Genomic DNA, 17,485 nt, shown 5'->3' on the forward strand with positions numbered 1-17,485 from the left:
AGTTGGTTTGCTAAGTGCTGCTATTGTACCCCTTGAGCCCTTAACAGGCTGTATCGCCGGACGGAGAAGAAGCTGAGGCGGTTGCAAAGGGCCGTATCCCGGAAAAAGAAAGGGTCAAACCGCTACAAGAAAGCGGTAAAGAGGTTGTCCAAAGCGCACCAGAAGGTAGCCAACCAGCGCAAAGATTTTCACTACAAGACGGCAAAGGAGTTGTTAAGTAGGGGGAAGCACATTGCTCATGAGGCGCTTACTATTGGGGGTCTGGCTAGAACCAGACTAGCCAAGTCTATTTATGATGCCGGGTGGGGACAATTCCTGCAAATCCTTAAGGTCAAGGCTGAAAGAGCTGGGCTGTTAACGATTGCAGTGAATCCAAACGGCACAAGTCAAGAGTGTTCCGGGTGTGGTCAGGTGGTTCCCAAAAAACTCCACGAAAGGTGGCACGATTGCCCCTACTGTGGGCTAAGGCTGTCACGGGACCACAACTCGGCAAGGGTAATCAAATCCAGAGCGGTGGGGCATCCTGTTCTTAAAGCTCGGAAAACGTCCTATGCGGTAGCAGGAGTCACCGAGAAGCCCGCCCTCTACCCGTTCGCGTCAGCGGCGCGGAGCGCTTTAGGGTGAGGGACGGGAGTATGTCACGTCAACAAAGCCGGCCCCAACAGGCGGGCCTGGCGTTCTTCCAGTATGCGGCGCAGGCGGGGCCACTGCTGCAGCTCCGGGTCTTGGGCAATGAGCTGCTCGGCCGCCTGGCGGGCCAACTGCAGCACCTCTTGGTCGTCCATGAGGCTGGCCAGGGCAAAGTCGGGCAGCCCCGACTGGCGGGTGCCCATCACCTCCCCAGGGCCGCGGAAGCGCAGGTCCATCTCGGCAATGAAAAAGCCATCGTGGGACTGCTCCAGGACTTTTAGCCGGCGCAGGGCCTCTTCGCTTTGGGATCCCGTCATTAGAATGCAGTAGGCCTGGTCGGATCCCCGCCCCACCCGCCCCCGCAGTTGGTGGAGCTGGGAGAGGCCAAAGCGCTCGGCATGCTCCACCAGCATCACCGAGGCGTTGGGCACATCCACGCCCACCTCCACCACTGTGGTGGAGACGAGGATATCCAGCTCCCGCCGGCGAAAGGCTTCGATGACAGCCTCTTTCTCGCTGCTAGTTAGGCGCCCGTGCAGCAGGCCCACCCGGAACTGGGGGAAGACCTTCTCCTGCAGGCGCTGGTGCTCTTCAATGGCTGACTTGAGATCCAGCTTCTCCGACTCCTCAATCAGGGGCAGCACCACGTAGGCCTGCCGTCCCTGGGCAATTTCCCGCTCCATCAGCCGCACCACCTGCAGGCGATCCCCGGGTCGAGCCACCACCGTATGCACCGGCTTGCGCCCCGGGGGCAGCTCGTCAATCTGGGTTACGTCCAGATCCCCGTGCAGGGCCAGGGTAAGGGTGCGGGGGATGGGGGTGGCCGTCATGGTCAGGACATCGGGGTGATCCCCTTTCTGTTGCAGGGCAGCCCGCTGTTCGACGCCAAAGCGGTGCTGCTCGTCGATAACCACCAAGCCCAGGTTGCGAAACTGCACCGCCGGCTGGATGAGGGCATGGGTGCCGACTACCAGGGGCAGCTCCCCGGTTTGCAACTGCCGCAGGATCTCGCGCCGCTTGGCGGGGGGTGTGGAGCCGGTCAAGAGTTCAACGGGCACTTGCAGTTGGCTCAGCCACTCCACCAGCTTGCGGTAGTGCTGCTCGGCCAAGACCTCGGTGGGGGCCATGAGGGCCGCCTGCCAGCCGGATTGAATCGCCGCCAGCAAGGCCGCCACCGCCACCACAGTTTTGCCGGATCCCACATCCCCCTGCAGCAGGCGGTTCATGGGCAAGGGATCCCGCAGATCCGCCAGGATCTCGTCAATGGCCCGCTGCTGGGCAGCGGTCAGCTGGAAGGGCAGGATTTGGTAGAAGCGGTCCAAGAGCTCTCCTCTGGCCGGCTGGTAGCGGGGGACAGCTTGGGCCCGGGCGCGGTAGCGCTGCCGCCGCTGCAAGAGGCTAAGTTGCAGGTAGAAGAACTCATCGAACACCAGCCGCCGCCGGGCCTGGGCCAGCAGCTCTTGCGTCTTGGGAAAGTGGATCTGCTGCAGGGCAAGGGGCAAGTCCAACAGCTGCAACTGCCGCTTCAGGGGCTCCGGCAAGGGATCCTCCACCAAGGCAGCTGCCGGCAGGGCGAGCTGGACGGCCTTGCGCACCAGATCGGCGGGGATCCCTTCTGAAAGGGGGTAAACGGGTAGAATCTTGCCCAATCTCTCCGGATCCTCGCCCTCTCCCCCCAGCACCTCCAGTTGCGGGTTGTCCAGCGTCAGGCCCAAGCGGCCCTTTTTCACCAGGCCGCTGGCCGCCACCACTGCCCCCTTGGGGTACTGCCGCTCCAGGGCCGCCTGCCAACTGCGCTGGGCAAATTGCCGCCCGCTGTAGAAGCGGCTGAGGGTGACTATGCCACTTTTGTCGGCAATCTTGAGGTTCAAGATGGTCAGCAAGGGGTTTTTGGGGCTGGTAAAGCAACTGCAGCTTTTCACCGTCCCCACCAGGGTAACGGTCTCCCCCACCTTGGCCTGGCGGATGAGCACCCGGCGGGAATAGTCCAGGTGATCCCGTGGGAAGTAGTAGAGGGCATCGCGCACAGTGTGCAGGCCCAGTTGTGCCAGCTTCTCCGCCGACTTGGGGCCAATGCCCTTGAGAAATTGCAGCGGCTGCTCCAAGCTGAGGCCCTTGGGCGGGGGCAAAGCAGGGCTGGGTGGGCCAGATTGGGCTTGCTCTTGCTGACGACGCAGCCGATCCAGCCAGCGGCGGGTTTCCGCCACCAGGTGCTGCCGCTCCGCCAGCTCCAACTGGGGGTAGAGGCGATAGCGGGATCCCAGTTCTTTCCACCGCCGTCGCTCCTCTCCATCCAGCGTCCAACCCGCAGGGGGATCCTGGCCAAACACGCTCTGCAAAAACTGGGAGAAGGTCTGCTCTCGCCCCCGCAGGTCGGTAAATCCCAACTCCGCCTCTAGAGAAAGGGCGCGCTGAAGCCGCTGTAGATCCACCTGGCTCAAGTTGCTTCTGGGTCGGCTGCCGGTAGTCTCTCTAATCCAACTTTAGCCAATGGCAAAGAGCCCCAGGCGCGGCCTCTGCGCCTCAACTCAAAAGGGCTCGCTCTGTAGGACAGGCCCAGGGATCCAGAGCAACCTTATTCCAGATGGAAACTAGCTGCGGGCCAAGGCGGATCCCAGGAGCGCGGCCATCACGGCCGGCACCAGGGCAATGGCCAGGATGGTGAAAACTTGCGCGTCGGTCATAGCCAACTCCCTAAAACCCAGTGCTGTGAACCTGCTCCTCACTTTACCCCGGCTGGTGACCAGACCTGGGGCCTAAAAATATTCTTTACAAAGCGGCCTTTGGCTCTGGGTTTGGCCGCTGCGGGATCCCCCAGCCCGGCCCCAATCGTGTTACGATGTTGCTCCGCAACGCTGTCGCGACAGCGGGGCAATTCTGGATCTTTTTCTTTGCAACGTTCGCTCTTGGCGTCACCATGGTAGCCGCTCCGCAAAGCTTGACCACTCCCCGGGACAACCTGGCGATTTTGGCGGAAACGGATCCCGTCGTCTACCGCCTCATCCAGCAGGAGCTCAACCGGCAGCGGGATCACCTGGAGATGATTGCCAGCGAGAACTTCACCTCGCCGGCTGTCCTGGCCGCCCAGGGCTCGGTGCTGACCAACAAGTATGCAGAGGGGCTGCCCGGCAAGCGCTACTACGGCGGCTGCGAGTTTATCGACGAGATCGAACAACTGGCCATCGACCGCGCCAAGCAACTCTTTGGAGCGGCCCACGCCAACGTGCAGCCCCACTCCGGCGCCCAGGCCAATTTTGCCGTTTTCCTGGCCCTGCTGCAGCCGGGAGACACGATCATGGGCATGGATCTGGCCCACGGCGGCCACCTCACCCACGGCTCGCCAGTGAACGTCTCCGGCAAGTGGTTCCGCGTGGTGCACTATGGTGTGGATCCCCAGACGGAGCGGATTGACTTCGACCAGGTGCGGGATCTGGCCCGGCAGCACCGGCCTAAGCTCATTATCTGCGGCTACTCGGCCTATCCGCGGATCATTGACTTTGCCGCTTTCCGCGCCATTGCCGACGAGGTGGGGGCCTATCTAATGGCCGATATCGCCCACATTGCCGGCCTGGTGGCCACCGGCCACCACCCCAACCCGGTACCTATCTGCGATGTGGTCACCACCACCACCCACAAGACGCTGCGGGGGCCACGCGGCGGGCTGATCCTCACCCGCGACCCGGAATTGGGCAAAAAGCTGGACAAGGCGGTGTTCCCCGGCAGCCAAGGGGGGCCTTTGGAGCATGTCATTGCCGGCAAGGCGGTGGCCTTTGGAGAAGCCCTGCAGCCCAGCTTTGCCCAGTACTCAGCCCAGGTCATTGCCAATGCCCAGGCGCTGGCGGCAACGCTGCAGCGGCGGGGCATCCGGCTGGTTTCAGGGGGCACCGACAACCACCTGGTGTTGCTGGATCTGCGCTCGGTCTCGGCAGTGCTGGAGAAAAACGGGGCTGCTGATCCAGTGATGACAGGCAAGCGGGCGGATCGCCTGATGGAAGAGATCCACATTACTGCCAACAAAAACACCATCCCCTTTGACCCGCAGCCGCCCTCTGTGGCCAGCGGCCTGCGCCTGGGATCCCCGGCCTTGACCACCCGCGGCCTGGGGCCGGCAGAATTTGAGGAAATTGGGGAAATTATCGCTGACTGCCTGTTCCAGCCAGGGGATCCGGGTGTGCTCGAAGCCTGTCGCCGGCGAGTGGCCGAGCTCTGCCGCCGTTTTCCGCTCTACCCCCACTTGGGATAACCCCCCTCCTCGCTACGGCTTGCCATGCCTTACTTGGTTGCCTTTTTGGCTGCTGCCTGTGTGGTTCTCTGGGCAACCCCGGTGGTGAAGGCGGTCGGGATCCGCAGCGGCCAGTTGGATTTTCCCGATGAGCGCAAGATCCACCGGCAGCCGATGGTGCGCCTAGGGGGGGTCTCTATCTTTTTTGGCAACCTGGTGGCACTACTCTTGCTCTGGGGAGCCGGAGCCTTCGCCGGCTTGCGCACCGAGCAGGAGTACGAGATCTGGGGGGTAACCATTGGCGGCGTTTTGTTTTTTTTGATCGGCCTGGCCGACGATCTGTTCCAGTTGTCGCCCTTTTCCCGCCTGGCGATGCAGTTTGGGGTGGCTGCCGCCGCCTGGGGAGTGGGGGTGCGCATCGAGTTCATTAACCTACCGGGGATCGGCATCTGGCCCTTTCCGGTATGGCTGAGCCTGCTGGTTACCCTGCTGTGGCTGGTGGGGATGGCCAACGCCATCAACTTCATGGACGGCCTGGATGGCTTGGCGGCAGGCGTGTCGGGGATCGCAGCAGTCGTGATGCTGATGGTAACGCTGCTCCTGGATCGGCCGGCGGCGGCCATGCTGGCGGCAGCCTTGGCCGGGGCCTGCCTGGGCTTTTTGCGCTACAACTTCAACCCGGCCCAGATCTTCATGGGAGATGGGGGAGCCTACTTTCTGGGCTTTACCCTGGCCGGGATCGGGGTCATTGGGGTGGCCAAGGGGGTAACCACGCTGGCGGTGGCCCTGCCGTTTTTTATCCTGGCCGTGCCGATTTTGGATATGTCTGCCGTGATCCTCAAGCGGCTGGCTAGAGGCAAGTCCCCCTTTCATCCCGACAAGGGCCACTTGCACCATCGCCTGCTCAAAGCCGGCCTGTCGCAGCGGCATTCAGTACTCTTGATCTACGCCATGACCCTCTGGGGGGGATCCCTGGCCTTGGCCCTGGCCGGCCTGCCGGCAGGGGGTACTTATCTGGGCGGGGCCTCGCTGCTGTTGGCGGGAGTAAGCTGGGGGGCCTGGCAACGCCACCGTCAGCGGCAACGGTCTTTGGCTGCTGAAGATACCCAGGTTCAAGCAACAGATTCAGTTAATTCAAAAAAGGATTAAGCCTGGGTTGTTCCCAGCCGCCCGCCTGCCTAGACTGGAAGGGATCTCCTCTGCCGCCTTGATGATGCGTCCTACACCGGAGCTGGCGGCCCTTTTGCGCCGCACCGCCGATCGCTTGCAGGCCCAGCACTGGGGCTTTTGGGATCGCGAGTACTGCTGGCGGGATAGTACCCGCTGCAATTGCGGCCTGCTGGTGCGAGAAGCCCTGGGCTGGAATCAGCAGCAGCTTAGCCTACACATCCACCGCGGCACTTGGCGCACCATTGCCCAAACAGCCTATCACACCGCTGCCTTTGTCCTGAGGGATCCCTGGCAAGCCCGGTGCCAGGCCACGGGCCTGCGGCTGGGGTATGTGTTTGAGAAGATGGCAGAGCTGGGGTTTGACCGGCCAGAGGACTTTGCTGCCCTGGAAGAGCTCAGCGATCCGGTTATCCTGGCCCGCCTCGCCGAAAAGGGGGTGGAGCCAGTGCGGCGCGACCACGCCCTCCATGTGGCCCTCTACATGCGGGAGCTGGCCGACTGGATTGAGGAGCAGCTGCAGGCCCAGGCTCAGCTCAGCCACTTGACCCAACCCCTGCCCAAAGCCAAAGCAACAGAGGTGGCCGTCCGCCAGCCGCTGCGCCTGCGGTGAGGTGTGGATCCCCTAGTTGGATTCGTCCACCATCACCACATGGGTGGGGATCTCAGGGGGCAGGAGCTTGCGGCCCGACAAGAAAGCCAGCTCAATTAGAAAGGCAAACCCTCCCACCTCAGCGCCGCTCTGGGCCACCAACTGAGCGGTGGCGGCAGCAGTGCCCCCGGTGGCGATGACATCATCCACGATCACCACCCGGTCGCCGGGGCGCAGGGCGTGGGCATGGAGTTGCAGCTGGTCTTGGCCGTACTCTAGACTATAGCTTTGGCTAAGCACCGGCGGTGGCAACTTGCCGGGTTTGCGAACCGGGACAAATCCCAACCCCAAATGCTGAGCCAAAGCAGCCCCCAGAATAAACCCCCGCGACTCAATGCCCACCACATAGTCCAGGGATCCCATAGTGGCAGTACCGGCAGCCAACTGTTCAATTGCCGCCCGAAAGCCTGCTGGATCCCGCAGCAGGGGGGTTATGTCGCGAAAGAGGATCCCGGGTTTGGGAAAATCGGGCACCAAGCGGATGAAGGCGCGCAAATCCATCCTGTTTTCCTCGCTGGCCAGTGGCTTGCCGAAAGAACGCAACCCATCATACCCACTTAGCTTAAGGGCAGATGGAATGCCTTTTTGTCCGTTCGGCAGCGGGGAAGATTTTTTATAATTAGCAGGGCTGGGAGCCGCGGCTTACCTGGTCTTTCTGTTTGTGACTCGGAGATTTCTCATGCGCTACTACATGGCCATCGACTCCAATCCCCTGGCAAGTTTGCCGCTGGCTCTGTTTGGGGTGGGCAGCGAGTCGGCATACGTCGATCTGCTGCAGGACAAGTTAATGGTGCGGGTGGGCAACTTGTTCAACGAAACCTTTTCTCTAAGCGAGTTGGGACGAGGGGAGCGCTTCTCCTGGCCCTGGTTCTACGGCCTGGGTGTGCGCACCGATTTCCAGGGGTTGGTGGGCGCGGTAACCAGCACCCAGGGGGTGGTTGCCATTCCGCTGCTGCAGGAAAAGACCCTCTTCATCCCTCTGCTGGGGCCGCTGGGGCTGCAAGTACCCTGCAAAAAGCTGGTCTTCAGCCTCAAGGATCCGGATACCTTTTTGGCCAATTTCAACCAGGGGCGCCCCGAGGTGAACGGCGCGCCCAAGAATGTGGTGATTGAGTAGCCAGGGCCAGCTATTTTGACAAGACCAGCACCTCAGTGACGGAGCCGCGCTTGCGGCCGTGGCAGTTGATGGCGCGGCTGTCTCCTTCTCGCTACGCCAAAGGTCAGCTGGCCGCAGTCCCCTAGTTTTGATCCTCTTCCAGCAGCTCTTCCAGCACCTCGATCCAATGCTCCAGTTCCTCCAACCCCTGCAACACTGCCTCTGGGTCGCTTAGCTCCACCTGGAGCAGCTGGGCCGATTCTGCCCAGCTTAGGGATCCGGGCGGGCTGGCCAGCCAATTCAGGTAGCTGGGCAAAAAGGTCCGCGGAGACAGATGATACTGGCGGTAACAGGCCAGGGCAACCAGGCTGGCCAGGCTGACCTGAGGGGCGCTGAAGGGGCGCAGAAACAGCTCCGGCATCCCCACCCAGCGGAACTGCTCTTCCGGCAACAGCTCCACCGCATCGCCGCACAGCTCCTGGCTCAGCTTCAGCCACTCTTCGCCGACCCAGTAGGTAGGGCCAGCCTCGGATGGGGCCAGTGGAGCGGTGTCGCCTTGCGAGATCTCCGACCGGTAGAGGAGCAGCTCCAGCCGCGCAATCAAGCTCTGGTAGAACACGGCTTGCAACTGCGCCTCCAGGTGGTGAATCAACAGGGCCTGGGCCAAGGTAAGGCTGCCGGAGCGCAAGGCCTCCGGCCCGCTTCCCCGATCGCGGAGACGAGGTGGCGCCGGCGTGCCCCGCGCCCCCTCCAGCAGGTAGTCGAGCAGCATCTGCTGTAAAAACGCGGTGTGCACCCGAATTTCCCAGGAGGGCTGGACAGTTCCTTGCAGCTCCTCCAGATCCAGCCAAACCCGAGGCCCCTCAGGCCGGAGCCGCCGGCTGAGGGCTTCAAGGGCTTGCAGCAGCAAGGCGAGGGGTTCACCCCCTAACGATGGCGTCTCTGGCTTGCCGGCGGGTGCTTCCAAGTTGGAGCGGATTTCCGGTAACCAGGGTTTGGCCTGGGCTGCACAGTCGGGGCAGAACTCTTGCAGGGCCGCCCAGACCAGGGAGGTAGCCTCGGCGGCGGTGAGGGGAGGAGCCGGATCCCCCCAGGGCGCATAGAGGTCGCAGGTACGGATGGAACGGCCCAGGGCGCGGCTTTTTAGGCGGTAGTAGCGCTGGAACAGGTCGAAGCGATCGCGGATCCCGTCCAGCAGCTGCTCCCAAAAGGGCTGGCCGAGGCCATGGCGAGCCAGGTAAAGCTCGGCGGCAGAATCGTAGCCCCGCCACTGGGCTTCCCAGAGGTGGTCGCGGATGAGGACGCTGAGAATAAATCCCCCTAGCTCTGCATGGGCTTCTAGGTGTTGGCCCAACCGCTGGTAGGCCGCCCAGCGGATCTCAGCGCTGGGGTGGGTTTGCAGGCTCTGCAGGTGGGCAAGGGTTTCAGTCGACTGCTGTTGGGGGAGAGCGGGGGAGCTAAGGGTGACTTGCCACAACTGCCGCCAGGCCAAGCGTCCGGCCAGGCGCTGCTGGTGGAGTAGACGTTCCAGAGGCTCCGCCTGCTGGTGACCTCGCTGCTGGAGGAGGCCACACAGAAACTGGCGAAAGGGGCGCAGCCCTGGATCGGCACAGGCAGCAGCCAAAAGATCCAAGCGCCGCTCCTCTGGCTCGGGCGGCAACTCGGCGGCAGGCTCGTCGGGAGAGACAGCCAACAGGGACTGCAGCTCCAGGGGGAAAAAGAGCAAGTGGCTTTGCAGGGAGATAGCCCGTTCCAGATCCCGCCAGCTTGGGGCCTGAACAGGGGTAGCCGGGATCCCTTCCCTGCCCTCTGCAAGGTGAGCTGCCAGGGCTTGTGTTAGCTGCAACAAGACTTGCAGCGCCTTTCCCAGCTCTGGTGGGCTGAGCTGGGCCACTTGCCCTCGGTAGCAGCGGGCAAACTGCTGTACCTGCTCTTCCAGCTCATCCCACGCTGGGATGGGCTCTTCCCCGGGGCCAGAAAAATGGTCAAAGGGAGGGTCGGAAGTAGGAAAGACCACTGGGATAGCCTCCTAGCGATGAGGGCCCTCCCTCCATTGCCTTGTCGGCTGAGGGGAGTGCCCCCTTTTGAGGGGCAGGGAAAGCCTGAAACGATTGTGACATTCTCCCCAAGCCCCTGCAGCCAGAGCGCAGGGATCCCTGGCCAGGGCAGAAGCCAAAACTTCTGCCAGGATTAAGCTAAAGACTTTCCTCGGGGAGGCAACTGGAGTGTTTGCTCAGGTCACTGCTGCTGCCCTGGTGGGACTCAAGGCCGTGGGGGTCACGGTAGAGGTGGATGTGGGCGGTGGCTTGCCCCAGATTACCCTGGTGGGGCTGCCCGATACAGCCGTTCAGGAGGCCAAAGAGCGGGTACGGGCGGCCATCAAGAACTCCGGCTTTGCCCTGCCCCAGCGGCGGATCATCGTCAACTTGGCCCCCGCCGATCTGCGCAAAGAGGGCCCCAGCTTCGATCTGCCCATTGCCATCGGCATCCTGGCAGCCGCAGGAGTAGTTGAGCGGGAAGCGCTGGCCAACACCCTGCTGCTGGGGGAATTGGCCCTGGATGGCACCCTGCGTCCTGTGGCGGGAGTTTTGCCCATCGCCGCCAGCGCCGCCGAGATGGGGATCCGCCGCCTGGTGGTGCCCCGAGAAAACGGCCCGGAAGGGGCGCTGGTGCAAGGGATCCAGGTGTATGGGCTGCCCTCTTTGGCGGCAGTGGTGAGCTGGCTGCAAAACCCCCAGGGAGTTGAGCCGGTGCGGATCCAGCGGGAGCAGATGCTGCCCACCGAAACGGAACCCCTGCTGGATTTGGCCGATGTCAAGGGGCAAGAGCACGCCCGACGGGCCCTGGAGATCGCGGCGGCCGGCGGCCACAACCTGTTGCTGGTGGGCAGCCCGGGAGCGGGCAAGACCATGCTGGCGCGTCGTCTGCCCGGCATTTTGCCGCGGCTGCAGTGGGAAGAGATGTTGGAAATTACCCGCATCTACTCGGCAGCCGGCCTGTTGCGGCAAAATCTCCACCTGGGGCGCCAGACTCCCCTGATTACGCAGCGGCCCTTTCGGGCTCCCCACCACTCGGCTTCGGCGGTGGCGCTGGTGGGTGGTGGCCCCTACCCCAAGCCTGGCGAGATCTCCCTTGCTCACCACGGTGTCCTGTACCTGGATGAACTGACGGAATTCCGGCGGGAGGTGTTGGAGGTGCTGCGCCAGCCTTTGGAAGATGGCAAGGTCACCATCTCCCGCGCCCGCGTTTCTCTGGAGTTTCCCGCCCAAACCACCCTGGTGGCCTCCACCAACCCTTGCCCCTGCGGTTTCTATGGAGATCCCGTTCAGCCCTGCACCTGTACGCCGCAGCAGCGGGAGCGCTACTGGTCCAAGCTCTCCGGGCCGCTGTTGGATCGCATCGACTTGCAGGTGCGGGTCAACCGCCTCAAGCCAGAAGAAATTGTCCGCCTCCAGGGCGGCGAATCTTCCCAAGCGGTGCGGCAGCGGGTGGAACAGGCGCGGCAGCGCCAACGGCAGCGCTTCCAAAACGAGCCAGGGATCCACTGCAACGCCCAGATGCAACCCCGCCACCTGCGCCAGTGGTGTGCCCTGTCCGAGCCCTGTCGCAAACTCTTGGAGAGCGCCATCCAAAAGCTGGGCCTGTCTGCGCGGGGGAGCGACCGCATCCTCAAGGTGGCCCGCACCATCGCCGACCTGGAGGGTGCCGAGGCCATCGCCCCCACCCACCTCGCCGAGGCCATCCAGTATCGCAGCCTGGATCGCGGGCGGCCCTGAGCCCTCACCCCCGGCCCCTCTCCCAGAGGGAGAGGGGAGTATGGTATGGGATTGGCCTGCTTTAAGCCAAGGGGAGCGAGGCGGGGGAGGGAGCAATCTGCCCCTGGTGCACTTGCAGGATTTGCGCCCCTTGGAGCCAAGCGGCGTCGAAGGATCCCAGGTGGGTGGTGGTAACCAAAGTCTGCACCCGTTCTTGAATCGCCTCCAAGAGCTGGTTTTGGCGGTGCAGATCCAGCTCTGCCAGCACGTCGTCCAGCAGCAGCAGGGGCGGATCCCCCTTCACCTGCTCGATCAGTTCCAGCTCCGCCAATTTGAGGGCCAAGACCAAGGTGCGCTGCTGCCCCTGGGATCCATAGGCGCGGGCGGCAACTCCGTCGATGCCCAGCTCCACCTCGTCTCGGTGGGGGCCAACCAGAGAGGTGCCCAGGGCCTGTTCGGCAGCAGCCTTGGCGCGGATCGCGGCCAAAAATTGGGCTTGAACCACCTTGGGATCGGCCTGGGGATCCGGCAGGGGCACCTGCGGGCGGTAGGTGAGGCTGAGGGTCTCCCGTCCGCCGCTGATGGCCTGGTGCCAGCGGGCGGCCAGGGGTTCTAGCCGCTGCAACAGCCGGGCGCGGCGGCGCAGGATGCGGCTGCCAAGGGTGGCCAGTTGCGCGTCCCAAAAGGCCATCTGAGGTACTTTGTCGCCCGCAGCCAAGGGATCCTGCTTCAAGAGGGCATTGCGCTGCTTGAGGATCTGACGATACTGCTCCACCAGGCCCAGGTAAGCCGGCTCCAGTTGAAGCAACACCCCGTCCAACCAATGGCGCCGCGTCTCCGGAGCGCCCCGCACCAGCTCCAGATCCAGGCTGGAGAACACCACGGCACTCACCTGCCCCAAAAAGTCCGATTGTCGCCGTAGCCCCTGGCCGTTAACCCTTAGGGATCGCCCCCCTTGGCTGCGCAGCTCCATCGCCAGCTCGTGGGCCACCCCCAGCCGCTCCACCGTGGCGGCGATCCGGGCCTTCTCTGCCCCCTGCTGCACCAACTCCCGATCCCGACCGGCCCGCCGCGAGCGCAGGGTGGCCAAGAGCTCCACCGCCTCCAAGAGGTTGGTCTTGCCCTGGGCGTTCTCCCCCACCAGGATGGTCTTGGGCGCCTCGAAGGAGATCTTTTGATCCCGGTAGTTGCGAAAGTGCCACAGGTGCAGAAAACGCAGGTACACTCGACAGCCGTGCGCTCTTGGCTCTGGATTTCTGGGCAGAAGAACAGCCCCCGCGGCGGGGGCTTTTACTCTAACGCAACTGCCTCGGGGTCAGCAGACCCACTCAGAAGCTGCTCAGGGATCCCAGACCGCTCAGGCGCTCAGCCGCCAACAGGTGCAAGGCGGCGCGGGCCGAGTGGAAGGCGGCTTTGCTGCGGCTGTAGTCGGCGAAGGTGTAGCTAGCGGGATCGGCATTGACCCTGCCCAACAACTGTTGGGCTTGCTGCTGCAGCTCGGCTACAGGGCCGGAGGTGATGTTGGCGAAGGTCATCTCCGCTTGCAACCGGCTGAGGGACTCTTGGGCGCGGAGGGGGGCTTCGAAGAAGGAACGGCCAGGAGGGCCCCCAAAGCCTAGCTCCGCTTCGTACAGAGCTTTGGCGGCTTTGGCCAGGTTTTCCGCCGCCTTGGCCTGCTCGCGGGCGGCAAAGACATTCCCCCCTTGCAGAGCCTTCTGGGCCTCGGCAAAGCTCTGGCGGCTCAGCTCCAGAAGACGGGCCGCTTCCGGAGAGGATCCCCGCTGGGCGAAGAAGCTGGCTTCCGCCAGGTCCCGCTGCGCTTTGGCCAGGTCGTGGTTGACTCGCTCCAGCTCCCGCGGGCTCTGCCAACTCGGCTGCATTGGCACGGGGGCTGCAGTTCCAGGAGCCGAAGGCCGGCCCCGCTGGGCTTGCGCCGGGGATCCCAGCACCAGGGGAGTGAGGAGCACCAAAATCGGTAGGGAACAGCCGAGGGTACGGGTGAAGGAAGCACGCATCGTCATGGTTACAAACTCCAATCGACAGGACAAGCCGGTTTGGGGTTGGCCCGTTCGCGCTCTTTGGGCGGAGTTCTGGGGGCTTTCCCTTGCGGCTTATCTTGAGAATGGCGAAAGAAAATGACGTGAAGATGACAAGGGCAGCTCCACCGTAAACACCGACCCCTCCCCCACCCGGCTGGCCACCCGCAGGGATCCCCGATGGGCGGTAACGATCTGGTGGGCCAAGGCCAGGCCCAGCCCAAATCCCCCCGTATGGCGGGCGCGGGCCGTGTCCACCCGGTAAAACCGCTCGCACAGGTGGGGCAGGTGCTCAGGAGGGATGCCGATGCCTGTATCCTTCACGTGGATGCTAACCCAGGGAGGCCGGCTTTCCAGGCTCACCTGCACCGTGCCGCCGGCGGGGGTGTACTGCAGGGCATTGCGCAGCAGGTTTTCCACCGCCTGCCGCAGCAGGGCCGCCTCCCCCCGCACCAGCCATTTCCCGGCAGGCCCCGGCAGGTCGCATTGCCAGCGCAGCCCCAGGGACTCCGCTTGGGGCCGGTATTGTTCGCCCAGCTCCTGCACCAGCTCCCGCAAGTCCACCAGGGGCAGATCCTCCAAAGGCAGGGATCCCTGCTGGCGGGCCAACTGCAGCAGCGTATCGATTAACTCACTGAGGCGGCGGGCGCTGCTCACCACCTTTTCCAGGCGAGGTTGAGCTTGTTCCGGGGCAAGCAGAGCCATCTGGGCATTGCTCATCAGGGCGGCCAGGGGGGCGCGCAACTCGTGGGAAGCATCGGCAGTGAAGCGTTGCAACTGCTCGTAGGAGCGACGAATCGGCTGCATCGCCAGCCCCCCCAAGATCCAGCCGGCCCCGCCGATCAACGCCAGCGTCAGCGGGATCCCGATCCCCAACCCCCAGCGCAAGCGACCCAGGGTAAGTTGCAGCGGTTCCAGGGGCACCGCCAGTTGCAAGTAGCCCAGTAGCTTTTCCTCCTGCTGCACCGGCAGCGTGAGCTGGCGCAACAGTAAGCCGCTCTCTCCTTCCACCGTTTGGAAACCCAGTTGGAGATGGTGAGGCGGGCCATCCAAGTCAAACAGCTCCAGAGGAGGCCGGGATCCCGTGTACTGGCGCAGGGATCCCAAGCTTTCCCTTCCGGTGCCGGGAGCAGGATCGAACCAGCGCACATAGGCCAAGTGATGGTCGAGGGGTTGGGTTTTCCCCCCCAAAAAGGGCACCTCGTTCAACACCAACCGCCACTGCCCCTGGCGCAGCTCGTACTTAATGGCTGCCGCCATGATCCCGGCCTGAACCTGCAGCTCCTCGTCAAAAGCCTGCAACTGGTTCTGATACATTCACGCTGAACTCTCCTGAACATGGTTTAGGAGAGAAGCGATCGCATCCTGCTTATCTCTGAGCAGGAAGGCGGTATCCCGCAAAGCCCTGAGGAATACCCCCCGAGCGCTTTCCCCCTTCACTTCCCGGCAACCGTTGCGGTGGACTCAAGGATCAGGGGGAAACTTGGTCTACTATATCCCTCTCAATGACTTTTGCCAAACCGCCTAAAGCTCAGTAAATTCAGCAAAGTTCAGGGTTTTGGGGGTTAGAGGCATGCTCCACTTCCAAGCGGTAGAAGACGGCGGCAAACACCAGCAGGATCCCGCCCATCACACCGGCAAAGCTGCGGGCCAAGCGACGGCGGCTGTGCTGAAACAATTCCGCCTCTTTTGTCGCGGCCTTCTGGCTCAGGTGCTGCTGAAAAGTTGGCCTCAGAGAAACCCAGTCCCAGCCCAGCCGCGGGAGAGAATGCTTTGGCCCGGCTCTTTTGGCCTCCATGCCACCTCTAGGGAACTGCTTCTATGGGTCTGCTTCCGGGGAGGGGATGCGCAGCCGGTACCCCTGGCCGTACACCGACTCCAGCCAATCCTGGGCCTCCACCTCCTTTAACCGTAACCGCAACCGCCGCACCAGCGCCGCCACGGCATTGCTTTCCGGCTCACAGCCCCACTCCCACACCGCCTGCTCGATCTGGCCCCGACTGAGCACCTGGTGGGGGTGGCGCATCAGGTACTCCATCAACTGAAACTCTTTGCCCGAAAGCTGCACTTGCCGCCCCTGCCGCTCCAGGGTGAGGCTGGCCAGGTGCAACTGCAGGGATCCGAGGCTGAGGCTGTCGCCTTGCCATTGGGGGGAACGGCGCCCCAACGCCCGCACCCGCGCCAGCAGCTCTATCAGATCCACCGGCTTGACCAGGTAGTCGTCTGCCCCCGCATCCAACCCCTGTACGATGTCCGACGTGGCATCCTTGGCGGTTAACATCAGCACCGGTGCGCATCCCCCCGAGCGGCGGTACTGCTGACAGAGTTGGATCCCGCTGATCCCCGGCAGCATCCAATCCAAGATGAGGAGATCATAGGCTTTCTCCTCCATCAGCCAGGCAGCCGTCTCCCCTTCGCTGGCGCAGTCCACCACATGGCCGCACTTGGCCAGAGCAGCCTGCAAAGGCTCCAACTGCTCCAGGTCGTCTTCCACCAACAAAATTCGCATGTCCCGCTTGCTACCCACCGATCCCACTCTGCCAGGCTAGGATGGCGGAGAAAAGCCATCTCCCGGATCCCTCAAACCATGGCCAACCCGTTCAAGCTTCTTCAGTCACGTGAGCCCAGCCTGGGGGCCGACTTCTGGCTGGCCTTGCCCCTGGCCGGGATCCTGTTTGGGGTGGGCGGAGAATGGGTGACCGGCCAAGTGCTGAGCCGTCCCCGCCCGCAGGTCCAGCCTTTGGCCATTCGCAGCCAGCAGCAGGCCATTCTAACTCTGGATATTCTCTCCATCCAAGCGGAGATCCGCCGCCGCCGCGGCTACACCAAGGTGGAGGTGACGACCACCAATCCCCATTTGCGCAAGCTGGAATTTGAATTTCCGGAGCTGGATCCGGATCGGGTGGCCGCCCAGATTGCCCAAGAGCTGGGCCTCACCCCCGACTAGGTGCAGCGCCTCACCCGCTACAGCTTGGACTAGAAAGATATTTCAAGATATTTCAAACAGGAAGGCTATCTCCCGCGTTCCCTTGGGTCAGCCCTCCGAAAAAATCCGGGCCAACTGCTCGCAGGCCGCTCTAATCTTCTCCAGGGTGCCGGGGTTGACCAAGCCGTAGTAGTCAAATCCATAGACCCTCTGGGTTTGAACAGCTTGCAGTTGATTCCAAAAGGGGCGGGAACGGAAAAAGGCCAAGGGATCCGCCGCCTCCGGGTTGACCACCAACAAAACCTCGGGGTTGGCTTCCAGGATGCGCTCTGCCGCAAGGGTGACATAGCCGCGAAATTGCCCTTGGCTTTGCAGGGCAGCCGTCAGGTTATCGGCGCCAAAGCGCTCCAGCAGATCCCCGGCCCAGCTTTGCCGGTTGGGAGAGAGAATCGGCTGGGTGCCCACCAAAAGCAGGGTTTTGGGGCGAACTGGGGGCAGCTCCTGGGGCAAAAGCGATCCGTACTCCCGCAGCAAGGGATCCGGATCCGCCCCCAAGGCAGCAGCCAGAGTGGCGATGGTTGCTTCCAGGGCAGCCCAACTGTCCACCTGCGTGAGATAGGTGGGGATCCCCAATGCCTGCAATCGTTCTGCCAAAGCCGTGTGAAAGCCACTGGCCCCCACCACCCAGTCCGGTTGCAGGGCCACGATTTGCTCCAGGTTAGGTTGGTTGCCCAGCCCCAGCCGAGTTATGCCCTGAAAGCGGGGATCCGCCTCCAACAAGCGCCCGGACGGGATCCCCACCAGCTTGTCCGGAGCCAGGCGATAGAGAATATCGGCTGTCAAGGTGGTGAGGCTGGCCACTCGCCGAACCGGAGCTGGCGGGATCTGGCTTTGGGCGCGGGCCAAGCGACCCATTCCCCAAACCCCCAGGCTGGCCAGGCCCAAGACAAGGAGTTGACGGCGAGAAAGACAAGACGGCATGGACGATCTCCAAAACAGTT

General features: G+C 63.2%; 17 protein-coding genes. 7 read left to right on the forward strand and 10 right to left on the reverse strand.

Annotated features, from left to right (window positions below; all coding sequences use genetic code 11):
- Window positions 1–48: 48 nt before the first annotated feature.
- Window positions 49–624: an RNA-guided endonuclease InsQ/TnpB family protein gene (locus GG26_RS07010; protein WP_228375518.1), complete on the forward strand. Its 576-nt coding sequence runs from the start codon at window positions 49–51 to the stop codon at window positions 622–624.
- A gap of 14 nt (window positions 625–638) precedes the next feature.
- Here the strand turns inward: GG26_RS07010 and recG are convergent, their stop codons facing one another.
- Both recG and psaM read right to left on the reverse strand, forming a co-directional pair.
- Window positions 639–3,062, reverse strand: coding sequence for an ATP-dependent DNA helicase RecG (recG, locus tag GG26_RS07015; protein ID WP_414389654.1), 2,424 nt, complete (start codon window positions 3,060–3,062; stop codon window positions 639–641).
- 159 nt (window positions 3,063–3,221) lie between these two features.
- On the reverse strand, window positions 3,222–3,314 hold the full coding sequence (gene psaM / locus GG26_RS07020; protein ID WP_041438450.1) for a photosystem I reaction center subunit XII: 93 nt from the start codon (window positions 3,312–3,314) through the stop codon (window positions 3,222–3,224).
- A 233-nt stretch (window positions 3,315–3,547) separates the two neighbouring features.
- On the opposite strand from psaM, the gene glyA reads away from it, so the two are divergent.
- The 3 genes from glyA (at window position 3,548) to GG26_RS07035 (ending at window position 6,632) form a co-directional block, all read left to right on the forward strand.
- The gene (glyA, locus tag GG26_RS07025; RefSeq protein WP_049749769.1) at window positions 3,548–4,873 is read left to right on the forward strand and encodes a serine hydroxymethyltransferase; all 1,326 of its coding nucleotides are present in this window, start codon (window positions 3,548–3,550) and stop codon (window positions 4,871–4,873) included.
- Window positions 4,874–4,897: 24 nt separating this feature from the next.
- Window positions 4,898–6,001, forward strand: a complete 1,104-nt coding sequence (locus GG26_RS07030; RefSeq protein ID WP_240527843.1) for a glycosyltransferase family 4 protein — start codon at window positions 4,898–4,900, stop codon at window positions 5,999–6,001.
- A gap of 61 nt (window positions 6,002–6,062) precedes the next feature.
- A complete protein-coding gene (locus GG26_RS07035) occupies window positions 6,063–6,632 on the forward strand; it encodes a hypothetical protein (RefSeq protein ID WP_414389600.1) in 570 nt (189 codons plus the stop codon).
- Between the two features lie 12 nt (window positions 6,633–6,644).
- Here GG26_RS07035 and GG26_RS07040 read toward each other — a convergent pair whose 3' ends face one another.
- Window positions 6,645–7,172 (reverse strand): adenine phosphoribosyltransferase, encoded by a 528-nt coding sequence (locus GG26_RS07040; RefSeq protein WP_011430834.1) that lies wholly within the window; start codon window positions 7,170–7,172, stop codon window positions 6,645–6,647.
- Between the two features lie 160 nt (window positions 7,173–7,332).
- Between GG26_RS07040 and GG26_RS07045 the strand changes: the two genes are divergently transcribed.
- The gene (locus GG26_RS07045) at window positions 7,333–7,788 is read left to right on the forward strand and encodes a hypothetical protein (protein ID WP_414389603.1); all 456 of its coding nucleotides are present in this window, start codon (window positions 7,333–7,335) and stop codon (window positions 7,786–7,788) included.
- Between the two features lie 121 nt (window positions 7,789–7,909).
- Here the strand turns inward: GG26_RS07045 and GG26_RS07050 are convergent, their stop codons facing one another.
- Window positions 7,910–9,784 (reverse strand): peptidase M3, encoded by a 1,875-nt coding sequence (locus GG26_RS07050; RefSeq protein WP_099813020.1) that lies wholly within the window; start codon window positions 9,782–9,784, stop codon window positions 7,910–7,912.
- Window positions 9,785–9,992: 208 nt separating this feature from the next.
- On the opposite strand from GG26_RS07050, the gene GG26_RS07055 reads away from it, so the two are divergent.
- A complete protein-coding gene (locus GG26_RS07055) occupies window positions 9,993–11,543 on the forward strand; it encodes a YifB family Mg chelatase-like AAA ATPase (RefSeq protein WP_011430837.1) in 1,551 nt (516 codons plus the stop codon).
- Window positions 11,544–11,604: 61 nt separating this feature from the next.
- On the opposite strand, the gene recF is transcribed toward GG26_RS07055, so the two are convergent.
- From recF to rppA, 5 genes are all read right to left on the reverse strand, one after another.
- On the reverse strand, window positions 11,605–12,747 hold the full coding sequence (recF, locus tag GG26_RS07060) for a DNA replication/repair protein RecF (protein WP_414389607.1): 1,143 nt from the start codon (window positions 12,745–12,747) through the stop codon (window positions 11,605–11,607).
- 103 nt (window positions 12,748–12,850) lie between these two features.
- Complete coding sequence (locus GG26_RS07065; protein ID WP_099813019.1) at window positions 12,851–13,543, reverse strand: DNA-binding protein; 693 nt, start codon at window positions 13,541–13,543, stop codon at window positions 12,851–12,853.
- A 90-nt stretch (window positions 13,544–13,633) separates the two neighbouring features.
- The gene (locus GG26_RS07070; RefSeq protein WP_414389610.1) at window positions 13,634–14,875 is read right to left on the reverse strand and encodes a sensor histidine kinase; all 1,242 of its coding nucleotides are present in this window, start codon (window positions 14,873–14,875) and stop codon (window positions 13,634–13,636) included.
- 223 nt (window positions 14,876–15,098) lie between these two features.
- Complete coding sequence (locus GG26_RS07075) at window positions 15,099–15,356, reverse strand: hypothetical protein (protein ID WP_011430840.1); 258 nt, start codon at window positions 15,354–15,356, stop codon at window positions 15,099–15,101.
- Between the two features lie 21 nt (window positions 15,357–15,377).
- The gene (gene rppA / locus GG26_RS07080; protein WP_414389613.1) at window positions 15,378–16,067 is read right to left on the reverse strand and encodes a two-component system response regulator RppA; all 690 of its coding nucleotides are present in this window, start codon (window positions 16,065–16,067) and stop codon (window positions 15,378–15,380) included.
- Window positions 16,068–16,145: 78 nt separating this feature from the next.
- Between rppA and GG26_RS07085 the strand changes: the two genes are divergently transcribed.
- Window positions 16,146–16,505 carry a hypothetical protein gene (locus GG26_RS07085; protein WP_414389615.1) on the forward strand — a complete coding sequence of 120 codons (360 nt, stop codon included), beginning with the start codon at window positions 16,146–16,148 and terminating at the stop codon, window positions 16,503–16,505.
- An 87-nt stretch (window positions 16,506–16,592) separates the two neighbouring features.
- Here GG26_RS07085 and GG26_RS07090 read toward each other — a convergent pair whose 3' ends face one another.
- Window positions 16,593–17,465: an ABC transporter substrate-binding protein gene (locus tag GG26_RS07090; protein WP_099813017.1), complete on the reverse strand. Its 873-nt coding sequence runs from the start codon at window positions 17,463–17,465 to the stop codon at window positions 16,593–16,595.
- Between the last annotated feature and the right edge of the window lie 20 nt (window positions 17,466–17,485).

It is taken from the genome of Synechococcus sp. 'PEA 65AY6A-5F PE A', assembly GCF_047462575.1.
Classification (GTDB): Bacteria; Cyanobacteriota; Cyanobacteriia; order Thermostichales; family Thermostichaceae; genus Thermostichus.